This is a genomic window from Pseudomonas sp. WAC2 (assembly GCF_030403525.1).
In the GTDB taxonomy this organism is placed as follows: Bacteria; Pseudomonadota; Gammaproteobacteria; order Pseudomonadales; family Pseudomonadaceae; genus Chryseomonas; species Chryseomonas luteola.
Genome location: NZ_JAUEPD010000015.1, coordinates 1 through 13,886, shown reverse-complemented (window position 1 = coordinate 13,886; position 13,886 = coordinate 1). Strand labels below are relative to the sequence as shown.

Below are 13,886 nucleotides of genomic sequence, written 5' to 3'. Positions count from 1 at the left end.
TACCTTTCGTGCTACAAATTCCGGACTTTTCCGGGATAGCGGGAGGTGACTTAGAAATGGGCTAGAAAGCCTTTCCTGATAACGCTTTTCAGCAGATCTGTTAGTTAATGGCGGGGCTCATGCTACAAATGCCGGACTTTCCGATTTTCATAGCGAGTAGGGGAGGGTGGGTAGCTTACCTGGTGCTACAAATTCTGGACTTTTGCTCTTAAAAAGACTCAAAAAATCAGTGTTCTTGATCTGTTTTTTTATCTTGTTTTTTAACTTGTTTATAGAGATCGCTGTAGACCTTTAGCCATGCGGCTTCCAGCGAAGCGCGTGCTACAAATTCCGGACTTTGCGCTACAAATTCCGGACTCTCTGCTACAAAAAACGGATGTTATCCACATTCGAGCTACAAATTCCGGACATGTAGCAGATAGGCTTTCGATTGGATACACTCGGCCTTTCATTCCCGGCATGTGACTCATTATGACGGACCTGATGATCGACGAGGCCGACCACTGGGTAGTAAAGGGCAACGCTCTGTTAGAGGCGGCATACAAGATGACACTCCAGGAGAAGCGCTTGCTTTTGCTGGCCATCTCCAAGATCGACTCTCGAAAGCCAATCCCTGAGCCGATCCGTATCTATGCGCATGAGTTTGCCCAGGCATACAACCTGCCGGGAAAATGGGCCTATGAGGCTATCAAGGAAGCAACAGAAAGCCTGTACCACTGCACAATCAAGATCCCAGAAGTAGCAAACAGTCCCGAAGATGAATACCGCTGGATTTGGCGTAAGAGCACAACCAAATACGACGGCTTCGTTGAGCTGTACTTCACGCCAGTGGTTGCACCCTACCTATCTGAGCTGACAGGCGATTTCACGCGCTACAAGCTGATGCGCGTGGCTAACCTAACCTCAGTCCATAGCGTGCGGCTATTCGAGATGTTCATGCGCTATGAGGTCGAGGGTTTCGGCTACTGGATCGTCAAGCTGGACGACTTCCGCGAGCGCCTTGGCCTGGGCAAAGCGTACGAGCGTATGAGCAATCTACGGACGCGCGTGCTGGATCCGGTAAAGAACGAGCTACCCGAGAAGGCCAATATGGTGATGGACTATGAAATCATCAAAAAGGGCAGGGTACCCGACCGGTTGAAGTTTACGTTTTACTCAACGACAGACGCTGAAGCGCTGCCCATATCATCCGATCGAGGATAGAAGAGACCATGCTAATAGTTCGCTTAAAAAACGGTGTTACCTTAAATTTTGAGCGATCTATCGGCAGTGCGGGAAAGCATGGGATCTGGGAGTTTCACCGTGCGGCTAACTCTTACATGCGGCCGCCGAACTACACGCCTTTTCGGCATGCCGCGATACTTCCATCAGACCCCAGTCCTAACCAGACTGTAAGCGTAGCGATCTGTGCTCCAGGGATGCCTGAGTCAGACTGGATTCCAGTAGGGGAGGGGACCGCTACGCATGAGGAATGGTAGCGGCTTTTTTCGCATAACATCCATTTTATTAAATGACCGCTATCTGCCAGAAGCAGACGTTAGCTAAGCCCAAGCGCCTTATCAGCGAGAGACTGCATAGCTGTCCATTAAGGCATCACGCTGGCACAGCTGATATGCAAAGAGATAGTCAAGAGATATACGCTTCCCACTTCACGCCACGCATTACTAAACGACCGGTTAGTTTTGACAGCAATGCAAGCAAGCGAGCTAGACCTACTCCTGCGTCGTTGAACTTAATGTATGGAGCAGAGCTGTCTTGACCGGATAACGCTCCGTCGTTCTTGATCAGAATCCCTTTTGTTAGATCCAAATAGACATCTGGTTGGCCTGCGCAGGGAAGCTCCATTAGCTTACGCTCAATGACCTCTAAGGCAGAGCCTCCATATGTGAGCACAACGTTTAATATGCGAGTATACGGCCAGTCTAAATCACCCAGCTGAACACTCTCTAGTGTGCTCGGCACTAGTGTGTTCACACTCGCAATGTTGAGTGCAATGGCCTTAAGAATAGATGGTGTAATCTGGGTCTTAATTTCGAAAGTCGCTACCGCTCCTTCCTGAAAAATAAGGTCATGGCCACTAGCAAACGGTAGGCGTGGCATAGACTTCAGCATCAGAACAATGTCTTGTTGTTTGGAGCGCTGGCCATTCGAGTCAACAATGACTCCACTCACAACGCTAGTCATTTCCGGAAGATGCTCAATAAGAAAATCCTGGATAAGACGCTCGCGCGCCGAACCTGCGGTGGCAGAGTGACCTAGCACATTGCTCATTTCATACTGAGCATTTAATGCTTTAACGGCCCCATGACAATATTCGACGAGAGGTTTCATTCGTTCGCTCTTTTTGAGTTTTATATAAGGCATGTTTTTATATAGGCACGGGGGAGGGACTGCAAATGGCCGATAGTTGTCATTTAGTGTGGGTAGTTACTGGGTCGCTACAGGACGCCTACGCGCAACACCCAATATATAAAAGCCCCGATCAGGGGGGCTTTCTGCTTCTACAAAATAGAAAGCTGGTCATCCGACTGCATTAGCGCGGCCGTCTCTCGTTTGAACCGGGACACTGTACTGGTCGAGCAGCCGAGTAGATCCGCCGTCTTACGAACGGAGAAGCCTTTAGCCAAACATTCCTGAATCCTGCGTCGTTGTTCCTGGTCGGTTTGCCTTCCCCGGTATAGGCCGGTGCGCTTAGCTTTCTCAATGCCTTGTATTTGTCGCTCGCGCCGCGTGTCGTAGTCCTTCCGCGCAAACGCAGCCATAAACTCTAAAAACATCTGGCTGATTGCTTTAAGCATCCACTCCTGAATGCCGTCTTCACCCGTAGGTTTGAGTACGGCATGTGTGATGGGCAGATCGAGCGCGACCACCTGGAGGCCTGCCGCTGCGATCTGGTTACGCAATTGCTCCCAGGCCGGTCTGGGAAGGCGGGTCAGACGGTCGACTGATTCGACCAGGAGCACATCACCAGGTGACGCGTCAGCAAGTAGCCGCAGCAACTCGGAGCGGTCCACTGTCGTGCCCGAGGCATTCTCTATATAGAAGGCAGCAATGCGGACACCTTGATCGGCCGCGAAGGATTGGAGCGACTTTCGAGCCCGATTAGCGTCCTGGTCGTCGGTGCTAGCTCGAAGGTAGGCGCGAATGAACATTAAAGGCCTCAGGTGTAGTCGTTAGATGTAGCGAATTATAGGTGTAGTCGTATAAGTCGTTTTACCTATTTATCGCTACACCTAAAAGGCCTGTTTCGGGTGTAGTCGCTGGGGTATACCCTAATGACATATGCAAATCGTTCAAGATCAGGTCTTTGCAGGTATGGTAATTTGTAAGCGCTGCCGGCTCTGGCTATCTAAATTCAAATTGCTGGTCTTTTGATGGTCAGTGCCGTAGTTCTGCTTTTGGTTCTGAATGGGTGTTTATGGCTATGCACAAAAATGGGATGCGCCCAATTCATCCAGGAGAAATTCTGCGAGAAGAGTTTTTAAGTCCGTCAGGTACGCTAACCGCAAGCTTTGCTCAGGCTGCCTCTATCCCAGAAACCACACTGAACGACATCCTGTTTGAGCGTCAGGAGATAACACCTGACCTGGCTCTGCTACTCAGTAATGCTTTAGGTACTACAGCTAAGTTCTGGATGAACCTTCAGAGCGCGTACGATTTACGCGTGGCCGAGCTGGCAGAGAATGCCGACTCATGGCATTCAGGATCAATTCGAGAGGGATTGGCCGAGGCCGAGGCCGGTCAACTAACCGACCTTGAGGATATCAACTCAAAATGGGTAGGCCGTGCAAAAACGCATTTATCCAAAGACAGTTCATAGAAAAACCTCCGTTTGGAGGCTTTGTTGAAGCAAAAGGGTAGCGAACCGATCAAGCGCTGTAGCGCGATACTGCTGGCCAGTAACAGTAGGAATTTGTAAGGGACTTAGGGCTAGAAAACCCAGGTTAAAATGTCACGGGGTGTATGGAATGTCCTACACATGTAAGTAGCCAAGATAGCTGTTTTTATGGCCTATCCAGAACCATGTTTTACAAGGCGCCTGTGTTATCACATCGCGTCAATAAGGATTTAAGTTGACCCAACAACTAGACACTGCAGACAGCGTGCGCCGTGAGGTAGCATCCCGTACCGCGCAGAAACATAAAGCTGAATTCGGCCAATTCATGACGCCTTCGAGCGTGGCCCGCTTTATGGCGTCCTTGTTTCCTCCCTGCACTCTGCAAACCTGTCGTCTACTAGATGCGGGTGCTGGGGTAGGTGCTCTGTCCTGCGCCTTTCTAGACCGCTGGATGGCTGGAGGCTTTGACTTTAAGACGGTTGAGGCTACAGCTTACGAAATTGACGAAAATCTACGTGGGCACCTTACGCTGCATTTGGGCGGATACCGTAATGTAACGCCCCGCGTCATTGCTGGCGATTACATTGAACTGGCGACTACAGAGGGTCTAGGTGATCAAGGCTATACCCATGCGATACTTAATCCACCTTATAAGAAGATCAATAGTCAATCTGCCCACCGGCTAGCCCTACGTAGCGTCGGTATCGAAACGGTGAACTTATATTCTGCTTTTGTGGCGTTGGCTGTAGGCCAATCATCACCGGGAGCGCAGATCGTAGCCATTATTCCACGCAGTTTTTGTAACGGACCATATTACCGGCTATTTCGTGACTTTATCCTTGAGCATACAGCGATCCGCCATATGCACTTGTTCGATTCACGAAACAAAGCTTTTAAGGATGATGAGGTTTTGCAGGAAAATATCATCATTCGTTTGGAACGCTGCGGCAAGCAAGGGCCAGTCACAGTTTCTACTTCTACGGATGACAGCTTTTCCGATCTAACCTCTAATGAACATCCATTCGATCGAATAGTGTTTCCGGATGATCCAGAGCGATTTATCCATGTGCCAACGACAACCGAGAAAAGTATCATCGAACTATCGCCAGCCGTGCGGTATTCCTTGGCTGAAATCGGCGTAAAGGTGTCAACTGGGCCTGTAGTCGATTTCCGTCTGAAAGCGCATCTACGTGATATGCCCGAACCAGACTCGGTACCCTTGATTTATCCTGGGCACTTAAAAAAAACCGGTACCGTCTGGCCTGTCCCAGGCTTAAAAAAGCCGAACGCTATCATGCGCAATGAAGAAACTGAAAAGTGGCTTTATCCAAATGGGTATTATTGCGTAGTGCGCCGCTTCTCTTCAAAGGAGGAAAAGCGTCGTGTAGTAGCAAGTGTAATTGATCCTGCTGCCTTTGGTGATCATCCGGTACTTGGATTTGAAAATCATATGAATCTATTTCATATGAACAAACAGGGCTTGCCTGAAGCTCTGGCTCATGGGCTGACCGTATTTCTGAACACGACGGCAGTGGATGAGCATTTCCGGCGCTTCAACGGCCATACACAGGTTAATGCAACTGATCTCAAACTAATGAGATACCCGAGTCGTGACACTTTGATAGAACTGGGCAAGTGGGCTATGCAGCAGGAAATGCTTACGCAAGAGTTGATCGACGATAAGTTAGGAACTCTAACTGCATGAATAATAAAAATGACTATATCGAGGCCGCGCAACAAATTATTGTTTCCCTGGGCTTACCTCGTGCACAGCAAAATGAACGTACTGCTCTATGTTTATTAGCTCTTTTGAATCTTACACCTGATAAGGCATGGAGCGATGCGGAGAACCCACTTATAGGCATTACGCCAATAATGGAATGGGCACAGCAGCATTATGGTAAGGAGTACGCACCCAATAGCCGCGAAACCTTCCGCCGCTTTTCTATGCATCAATTCTGCGACGCCGGCATCGTTCTCTATAACCCAGATAAGCCTGATCGCCCAGTAAATAGCCCAAAAGCGGTTTATCAGATTGAACCTGCTGCACTGGCTCTATTACGTACTTTTAACTCTCCTGCATGGCATGACAGCCTCGCCGCTTATTTAGCTGACCGACAAACATTGATTGTCCGTTATGCCAAAGAGCGTGAGCAAAACCGCATTCCGGTTGAGATCGCACCTGGACAGAAAATCACCCTCAGTCCTGGCGAACATAGTGAACTTATACGGGCTATTATCGAAGACTTTGCTCCTCGCTTCGCACCGGGTAGTGTATTGGTTTATACCGGTGATACAGGTGATAAGTGGGGTTACTTCGATGCTCCTTTACTGGCCGGGCTAGGAGTTGATGTAGATACACACGGCAAGATGCCTGACGTGGTTTTACATTTTACAGAAAAGAATTGGCTGCTATTGGTGGAGTCAGTTACTAGCCATGGACCAGTGGATGGAAAGAGGCACGCTGAGCTTGCTAAACTTTTTGCCAGCTCAACGGCTGGACTAGTCTATGTTACAGCCTTTCCTAACCGGGCTATTATGGGGCGCTATCTTAGTGAGATTGCTTGGGAAACCGAGGTATGGGTGGCAGATGCGCCTTCTCACCTAATCCATTTTAACGGAGTTCGCTTCCTCGGCCCTTATACAGAGTAACTAATTATTAAATTTAAAAGGCTAAACTGCAAAGCTTTCTTTGTGGTTTAGTGGCGGTATTCGTGAAAAACTAAAAAATCCGGATAGGGCTGAAAATTTAACCTAAGCAGTATAAATCCAAAAATATTCATGAAGATCCAATAAATCATTTGGGCTATAATGAATATTTTGGATTTTGGATTTTGGATTTTGGATTTTGGATTTTGGATTTTGGATTTTGGGTGGTGATATTTCAGGTGGATTGGTCAGCAACTCTTTTAGAGTTACTTATAAAGTTTGTTTTGGAAAGCGGAGACTTGTAATAGTCTTCGTCTAGAAATCTAAGGAGCCTTTTCAGATCAGCCTTATTTTCTGGAATTACTATAACTTCTGTAATGCCTTCCATCTCCGTTTGGAAAGGAATGTTAAACTCTATGGCTGCTGCCTTTATCTCATTTAAAGGGACAGCTTGAAGAATCCCGCTTTGCTGAATTAATGATATTTTTCTTCTGACCCATGAGTCAGCTATTTCGAGAATTACATTAGTGTTTACTGATTGTATTAAGTTTGATGCTACAAAATCAGTGACATCTTCATCTGTTGCTAATTTATAATGTTCGCTTAAGTCAAATATATGGCGTGCAGCATGAAAGCTGAAAAATTTTAACCGTTTGTTTTCCAATGTAGCAGTTAGCTTATGATCTATGGTTAATCCAATTCCATCAACTTTCCTATAAACATTAGATGAATGAAAGATGGACATGCCATTTGTTGAGATTATTTTTCTCCTGTCAAAATTTTGTAGTAAAACTTTGACACTGCCTGTTGTTGTTCTATAACCTGTAAATAGCGCTTTAATTTCTTTGAAAAAATCTTCTGTAGGCTCTACTTCCTCGATAGACAAAGGATTCTCAATGGCTGGTATGAGATCATCAATGTCATCAAAGTTTTCTATATAAAGCATTTCGCCATGGTCTGGTTTGTATTTCCCATCAAACTCTATTTCTTGTTCTATGTCATCAAATATAGATTCTTGATGCTTTAGATATTCTGTGAATTCGGTTTGAACTGGCTGTGACAAAGAAAAGCGGACGATTCTTTTGGCTGGATCGGATGTTAGAGCAAATAGGGTTAACATTTTTTACTCCATTAGCATTCCATCGGAAATTTTTTTTACAGAGGTTATACTTTTAGGGGACAATATTTTTCTATTGGATATCAGTATATAGACCATGCCGTCATCAGATTCTACTTTGTAAAATCTATATTTAAATAAATATAGAATTGGGTGAGAGGGAATATTTGAAATAACCCATGCCGTAATAAATATGATTCCAGCTATTATGAAGGTGTACAACAGATCTACCTCCATCATTTTCATCATGATTGGAGTCGCATAACTTACTATGAAGACGATAAGGAAATAGTCAGCAGACTCTACTTTTTTAGCCTTAAAATTTAGGCTTTCTGATTCCCTTTTAAGCCACTCTAAAATAAGGAAAGGGAGCGCTATGCCGATGAGTGATATTGTTAATAGCTGCCATGTTAATGTGTCGGTTTCGCCGGTTGAATAATATCTGACGCATATCAGGACTAGCAGTATAGGCGAAAATGATGATACGAAAAGTATTGTTTTAAGCCAGTTTTTCAATTTGGTTACCAAAAAAATTCACATAACTAATTTTAGTTTTTATTTAATGTAATTACTTGTCTTCCAGACGGATGGATGACGGAGCCTCTATGATTAATGTTTAAGTAATAGCACAGGAGCTCCGTTTGTTAAAATATGTTATTAAAACAAGCCCGGGGGCTCATCCTCTGGGTTCCAGCTGAAGATCAACACTTCAGAAGCGCTCGCGCTTTTACCGCCTCCGCCGACCGTATATTTAAGGCCGGTCTTCTCGATGTGGTAAGCGCTGAATACCTCGCGAATCGCCGGGTGATCGTTCAGGCTGATGATGGCCTTGCCTTTAAGTTGGCCTAGCACGCGGGCCATTTCCTCAAACTGCTCAAAGCCGAACGGCACACCATAGCCTTCCGTTTCCCAATACGGCGGGTCCATATAAAAGAACGTATGTTCCCGGTCGTATTTCTTGATGCAGTCCTGCCAGGACAGGTGCTCGATGTATGTCTGGGACAAGCGCAGGTGTGCAGCGGACAGGTTCTCCTCGATGCGCAGGAGATTCAGGCCGGGCGGCGTCGTGGTGGCAGTACCATAGGTCTGACCTTCAACCTTGGCACCAAACGCCGATTGCTGCAGATAATAGAAGCGGGCCGCGCGCTGGATGTCGGTTAGCGTTTGCGGGTCGGTGAGCTGCAGCCACTTGAACACCTGCCGACTGGATAGCGCCCATTTGAACTGCCGGACAAATTCCTCCAGGTGATGCTGCACGACCCGATACAGGTTCACCAGGTCGCCATTGACATCATTCAGCACCTCAACCTCCGCCGGCACTTGCCGCAGGAAGAAGAGGGCCGCACCGCCGGCAAAGGGCTCGACATAGCAGGAATGCTGCGGAAACAGCGGGAAGATACGGTCAGCCAGGCGGCGCTTGCCACCCATCCATGGAATGATTGGGGAAGTCATAGTGAAGTCCTTTTCGTGTGTTGATTGGTTTATTGCGGTAAAGCGAGTTCGTAGGGTTTAAAGCGGATCACCTCATCACCGATCCACTCATTGAGCTGGGCCAGGCGCGCCTGGACGGGTTCGAGCTCGTTGGCTGCATAGATCAGCGTAGCGTCCCGGATCGAGCCGAAGCCCCCGGCGTTCTGCGGCACGATGCCCATGAGCTGTGGTGGGATGCGCAGGCCCGCGAGCATGTCGTCCCGACTGATGTTCTTGATCGAGCCAAAGTCATCCTTGGCCGCCACCTCGCTGATGGGAATCAGCTGGATGCCGTCCTTTTTGCCGTTGGGCGAGTACATGAACAGGTTGCGGAAGTTGCCCGGTCCCTTGGCGGACTTGAGCGCCTGCCGCATGGCGTCCACGTCGCCCTCGTTCTGGGCCGGGTCAGTCATGTAGAGAATGAAGCCAGCATGGCTGCCGTTGTTGTAATACTTGCGGCGGAATAGGGTGGCCGACTCATTCAAGAGTGCCGACTGCAGCGCGGCGATCCACTCCGGCAGGCCGTAGATCTCTTGGTTGATGTCCATCTCGCGCAGGTGGTAGATCGAACCCGGCTCAAAGGCGTGTTCTTCCTTCCAGGCCTGGACCATATAGAACTGATCGTCCTTGCCGCGGCGCATGTACTTAGCCAGGGCAGGGGAGAGCGTGAGCGTGCTGCCCAACATTGAACGGCGGCGCTCCAGATACGCATTGCCAAAGGTCAGCCAGTCCAGGACCAGCTGCTCGAAGGCTGCGCGGCTCAGGAGCTTATGCGGGATAAAGGTACGGGCCAGCATGTTGCGTTTGAAGTTAAGGCCCGACTGCAGATAAACGCTGGCCCGTACCGACTTAGCCAGACCGTCGAATGAAAGCGGCGGGTCGTAGTAGCGACCGTTAAACCAGCATTCCAAGTAATCGAGCACCTCGCGGCTGTCGAGTACCGGGACGGCGTCGCCAAAGGTAAAGGCTTCGATACCGGCTGAGGAAGAGCCAGTCGCTAGCACCGTTTCGGGTGGCAGCGCTTGAGTGGTCGTGCTCATCAATGAATCTCCATAAAGCCGGTATTGGCAGCGGTCTGCCCTTCGAGCGGCTCGTTGTGTAAGGCGTGAAATAAGGCCCAGGCGAGATCCGCATGGCCAGTCTCTTCGCTGCGGCCGGCGGTATAGGTGAACTGTCGGCCGCTTGCGGTTATGGTCTTGCGAATGGCCATCAGCGCGGCGGCCATGTCGGTCCAGCCGGCGTCGAATTCGAGGCGGCCGTTCTTGATCACGTCATAGGCCTTGAGGATCAGGCGCGTCTTGACCTCGGGCGAATAGCTAAAGGTGGTTACAGCTGGGAAGAATTGCTTTACCAGCTGCGCAACGCCTGAGCCCATGCCGGTGGTATCGATGCCGATATAGGTCACCCAATAACGCTGCGTGACCTTGCGGATAAATTCAGCTTGGGCGGCAAAGTCCATACCCTTGAACTGGTGACGTTCCAGGATCCGGAACTTGCCACCCGGAACAAGAGGGGGAGCGACCACCACCAGGCCTGCGGTGTCGCCGGTTTCCGCCGGGTCATAACCTACCCAGACCGGACGATCCCCCAGCGGCCGCATGGCAAACGGCTTGTAGTCCTCGGCCCATTCAACCCAGCTGTCCACCATGCACGGCTGCAGCATGGCCAGCGGGAAGATCGACGCGCCGTCATCCACGAACTCGCACATGAGCAGGTTCTGGAAAGCCTCGGCCGCATACTCCATGCGCAGCTCTTCCAGATCGAACAGGTCGCAGCCACGTTCCTCTGCATCCAGGATCGTGACGATCTGACGCCACAGGCGGTCCTCGCACAGCCGGCCCTGCTGCAGGGCGCTGTGGGACACGTCGATCTTGATGTGCTGCGCGGTCGGTTTGCCCTTGTTGAAGCGCTCGCCGGTCCAGAAGTTATAGGCCTCATGGGCCATGGAGCTAGGCGTTGAAAAGTAGGTACGGCGGTACTGCTTCTGCATCGCCATGCCGGAGGCGACCTTGTTCAGCTCGTTGAACTTGAACGTCCAGAAGAATTCGTCAAAGTAGAAGTTGCCGTGATAGCCCTGGGCGGTGCGGGCATTGGTGCCCAGGAAATGCAGCTCGGCCCCGTTGGACAGGATGATCGGATCACCGCTCAGTTCAGTACCGCAGACCTCACGGGCAAACGACTGGATATAGGCCTTGAAAATATGCGCCTGGTTTTTCGAGGCGGACAAAAAGATCTGATTGCGGCCAGTGGTGAGCGCATCAATCAGGGCTTCGCGGGCAAAGTAATAGGTGGCCCCGATCTGCCGGCTTTTAAGAATCGCGCGGGTCCGCTGGTTGCCGGCCCGATACCAGTCCTTCTGGTAGTCAAAGCAGCCATCCAGGAAAGCCTCGGTCAGCTTCTCGATGTCTTCTTCGCTGAACTCGTTGCGGGAGGGTTTCTTTTTCGGTCCCTCGTTACGCTTGGCAAGGTTCGGGTTCAACTCGGTCTCGGTGCCGCCGTCCTTGAAGCGCTGGATGCGTGCCTGACGCTCCAGCTGCCGGTGCAGGAGATCAATCTCCTTGAAGTCGCCGCCGGTCTTGGCCTCTTTCAGGATCAGCTGCACCAGGCGCGCCTCAAGCGCTCCGCCGATGCGCTCGACGTTGTCGGCCCGGTCCCATTCGTCGCGGGTCTTCCAGCTGTGCAGGGTCTTTTCTTTCTCGCCGGTGGCCTCAGTAATCTCGGAGATCCGCCACCCCATCCAGTAGAGAAACTTGGCTTGGCGGCGCGTATCCATCGGCAGGGTAAGGGTGGCTTCGTTCATGACAAGACTGGCTGTGTTTGATGGCCGTCAGTCTGCCGCCTCATCCCTCATCTGCTTAGCACCGCATCTTGTAAACGGCCGATCTACAACCCCGGCTCGTTGCTGCGCCTCCCTCACAAAACGACCATGCCCTCACTGCCACCGCACCCCGCGATCCCCCGCATTGAGGACCTCACGGCATGAGCACTAAAAAGAAATTCCGTTCCAAGCAGTTCCGTGTCGCCGTTGAAGGCGCAACCACGGACGGCCGCACTATCGAGCGCAGCTGGATTGAACAGATGGCTGCCACTTACGACCCCAAGGTCTACGGCGCACGCATCTGGATGGAGCATTTCCGTAGCACCCTGGCTGATTCTCCCTTCCGCGCCTATGGCGATGTCCTGGCCTTATCTACCCAAGAAGTCGAGATCAACGGCGAGAAAAAGCTGGCCTTGTTTGCCCAGATCGAGCCTACCGACGACCTGGTAAACATGGTCAATAACTTAAAGCAAAAGGTGTACACCTCCATTGAGGTCAACGAGAAGTTTGGCTCTACGGGTCAAGCGTACCTGGTAGGTCTGGCTGTAACTGACAGCCCGGCCAGCATTGGCACCGAAATGCTGACCTTTGCCGCGCAAAACCCTGAAGCCAGCCCCCTGAAAGCCCGCAAACAATCCCCGGACAACCTCTTCACCGCCTGCGAAGAAACCAGCATCGAGCTGGAAGAAGTGCAGGAAAAAACCGGCCTGGGCGCTGCGCTGTTCACACGCATCCAGGACATGTTCAAGAGCAAGCAGGCCGAGGACAACCAGGCGTTTGCCCAGTTTGGCGAAGCTGTAGTCGAGCTGGCCGGCCACGTGCGTGACCAGGGCGAAGACCTTGCCAAGGTGCAGACCGCGCAGACCGGCTTTAGCACAAGCCTGGAAGCACTCGAAACGCGCCTGACCGAACTCACCGACACCCTCGGCAAGACCGCCGACCACAGCCAGCAGCAGCGTCCGCCGGCCACCGGCAGCGCTGGCCAGATCCTCACCGCTTACTAAAACCCGCCGCATCTCTGGGAGAACCCCATGCGCACAGAAACACGTATTGTCTTTAACAGCTTCCTGGGTCAGGTGGCCAAACTCAACGGCGTCAGCTCGGCCGAGCAGAAATTCAATGTAACGCCCGCCGTGCAGCAAAAGCTGGAAACCGCCATTCAGGAATCCAGCTCACTGCTGCAAAAGGTCAACGTCATCACCGTGACTGAGCAGGAAGGCGAGTCCATTCTGCTGGGCGTTAACGGTCCGATTGCCAGCCGCACCAATACCAAGGGCGGCAACCGCCGCAATCCGCTGGATCGTAGCGCCCTGGCCAAGGACAGCTACAGCTGCAAGCAGACCAACTTCGACAGCGCCTTCCCCTATCAGCTGATCGATGCCTGGGCTCGATTTCCAGACTTCCAGGTTCGCCTGTCCAAGGCCATCACCGAGCGTCAGGCCCTTGATCGCATCATGATTGGCTTTAACGGCAAGAGTGCTGAAGCCGCGACCGATATCGCTGCCAACCCACTCCTGCAGGATGTAAACAAGGGCTGGTTGCAGAAGATCCGCGAAGGCGCAACAGATCGCGTGCTCGACAGCGGAAAAACTGAAGGCAAGATCACGATCAATCCTGCAAAAAATGCAGACGGTAGCTTTGTTGGCGACTTCGGGACGCTGGATGGCCTGGTGTATGACCTGGTCCAGATGCTTGAGCCCTGGCACCGCAGCCGCCCGGATCTGGTAGTCCTGATCTCTCGCGACCTCATGCACAACAAGCTCCTGGCTGCCGTTGAGAAGGGCGGTTCATCCAACGTCGAGGCCAATGCCGCCGATGAGATCGTTGCCAAGGCGCGTGTGGGTGGCCTGCCGGTCGTTGATGCGCCGTTCTTCCCCGAAGGAACCATTCTGGTCACCACGCTGGCCAACCTGTCGATCTACGTCCAGGAAGGCGGCCGCCGCCGTTATCTGAAAGACGAGCCTGAGTACGACCGCATCGCGGACTACCAGTCC

11 protein-coding genes and 1 pseudogene are annotated in these 13,886 nt (G+C 51.2%); 6 read left to right on the top strand and 6 right to left on the bottom strand.

Annotated elements, in window-relative coordinates; all coding sequences use genetic code 11:
- Positions 1-471: 471 nt before the first annotated feature.
- Positions 472-1,203 carry a replication initiation protein gene (locus tag QWJ10_RS22955; protein WP_150348760.1) on the top strand — a complete coding sequence of 244 codons (732 nt, stop codon included), beginning with the start codon at positions 472-474 and terminating at the stop codon, positions 1,201-1,203.
- Between the two features lie 423 nt (positions 1,204-1,626).
- Here the strand turns inward: QWJ10_RS22955 and QWJ10_RS22950 are convergent, their stop codons facing one another.
- A complete protein-coding gene (locus QWJ10_RS22950) occupies positions 1,627-2,331 on the bottom strand; it encodes a DUF6602 domain-containing protein (RefSeq protein ID WP_289929815.1) in 705 nt (234 codons plus the stop codon).
- Positions 2,332-2,501: 170 nt separating this feature from the next.
- Entirely contained in the window at positions 2,502-3,152 is a 651-nt protein-coding gene (locus tag QWJ10_RS22945) for a recombinase family protein (protein WP_289929814.1), read from the bottom strand.
- 272 nt (positions 3,153-3,424) lie between these two features.
- Here QWJ10_RS22945 and QWJ10_RS22940 point away from each other — a divergent pair.
- From QWJ10_RS22940 to QWJ10_RS22930, 3 genes and pseudogenes are all read left to right on the top strand, one after another.
- Positions 3,425-3,673: pseudogene (locus tag QWJ10_RS22940) on the top strand (HigA family addiction module antitoxin); the annotation flags it as partial.
- A 400-nt stretch (positions 3,674-4,073) separates the two neighbouring features.
- Entirely contained in the window at positions 4,074-5,543 is a 1,470-nt protein-coding gene (locus QWJ10_RS22935) for a class I SAM-dependent methyltransferase (RefSeq protein WP_010799773.1), read from the top strand.
- A complete protein-coding gene (locus QWJ10_RS22930; protein ID WP_010799774.1) occupies positions 5,540-6,490 on the top strand; it encodes a BsuBI/PstI family type II restriction endonuclease in 951 nt (316 codons plus the stop codon). The genes QWJ10_RS22935 and QWJ10_RS22930 overlap by 4 nt, the downstream gene beginning before the upstream one ends.
- A gap of 232 nt (positions 6,491-6,722) precedes the next feature.
- On the opposite strand, the gene QWJ10_RS22925 is transcribed toward QWJ10_RS22930, so the two are convergent.
- From QWJ10_RS22925 to QWJ10_RS22910, 4 genes are all read right to left on the bottom strand, one after another.
- On the bottom strand, positions 6,723-7,607 hold the full coding sequence (locus QWJ10_RS22925; RefSeq protein WP_289929813.1) for a Kiwa anti-phage protein KwaB-like domain-containing protein: 885 nt from the start codon (positions 7,605-7,607) through the stop codon (positions 6,723-6,725).
- 654 nt (positions 7,608-8,261) lie between these two features.
- Positions 8,262-9,056, bottom strand: a complete 795-nt coding sequence (locus QWJ10_RS22920) for a DNA adenine methylase (RefSeq protein ID WP_010799777.1) — start codon at positions 9,054-9,056, stop codon at positions 8,262-8,264.
- A 29-nt stretch (positions 9,057-9,085) separates the two neighbouring features.
- Positions 9,086-10,114: a phage portal protein gene (locus tag QWJ10_RS22915; protein WP_289929812.1), complete on the bottom strand. Its 1,029-nt coding sequence runs from the start codon at positions 10,112-10,114 to the stop codon at positions 9,086-9,088.
- Complete coding sequence (locus QWJ10_RS22910) at positions 10,114-11,874, bottom strand: terminase ATPase subunit family protein (protein WP_289929811.1); 1,761 nt, start codon at positions 11,872-11,874, stop codon at positions 10,114-10,116. The genes QWJ10_RS22915 and QWJ10_RS22910 overlap by 1 nt, the downstream gene beginning before the upstream one ends.
- Positions 11,875-12,053: 179 nt before the next feature.
- Between QWJ10_RS22910 and QWJ10_RS22905 the strand changes: the two genes are divergently transcribed.
- Entirely contained in the window at positions 12,054-12,896 is an 843-nt protein-coding gene (locus tag QWJ10_RS22905; RefSeq protein ID WP_289929810.1) for a GPO family capsid scaffolding protein, read from the top strand.
- A gap of 27 nt (positions 12,897-12,923) precedes the next feature.
- Positions 12,924-13,886, top strand: a 963-nt coding sequence (locus tag QWJ10_RS22900; RefSeq protein ID WP_289929809.1) for a phage major capsid protein, P2 family, incomplete at its 3' end; no start/stop codon positions are given.

Bases quoted from the DNA above. Each gene is read 5' to 3' on its own strand.
- QWJ10_RS22955 (WP_150348760.1), top strand. From the start codon at position 472: ATGACGGACCTGATGATCGACGAGGCCGACCACTGGGTAGTAAAGGGC.
- QWJ10_RS22950 (WP_289929815.1), bottom strand. From the start codon at position 2,331: ATGAAACCTCTCGTCGAATATTGTCATGGGGCCGTTAAAGCATTAAAT.
- QWJ10_RS22945 (WP_289929814.1), bottom strand. From the start codon at position 3,152: ATGTTCATTCGCGCCTACCTTCGAGCTAGCACCGACGACCAGGACGCT.
- QWJ10_RS22930 (WP_010799774.1), top strand. From the start codon at position 5,540: ATGAATAATAAAAATGACTATATCGAGGCCGCGCAACAAATTATTGTT.
- QWJ10_RS22925 (WP_289929813.1), bottom strand. From the start codon at position 7,607: ATGTTAACCCTATTTGCTCTAACATCCGATCCAGCCAAAAGAATCGTC.
- QWJ10_RS22920 (WP_010799777.1), bottom strand. From the start codon at position 9,056: ATGACTTCCCCAATCATTCCATGGATGGGTGGCAAGCGCCGCCTGGCT.
- QWJ10_RS22915 (WP_289929812.1), bottom strand. From the start codon at position 10,114: ATGAGCACGACCACTCAAGCGCTGCCACCCGAAACGGTGCTAGCGACT.
- QWJ10_RS22910 (WP_289929811.1), bottom strand. From the start codon at position 11,874: ATGAACGAAGCCACCCTTACCCTGCCGATGGATACGCGCCGCCAAGCC.
- QWJ10_RS22905 (WP_289929810.1), top strand. From the start codon at position 12,054: ATGAGCACTAAAAAGAAATTCCGTTCCAAGCAGTTCCGTGTCGCCGTT.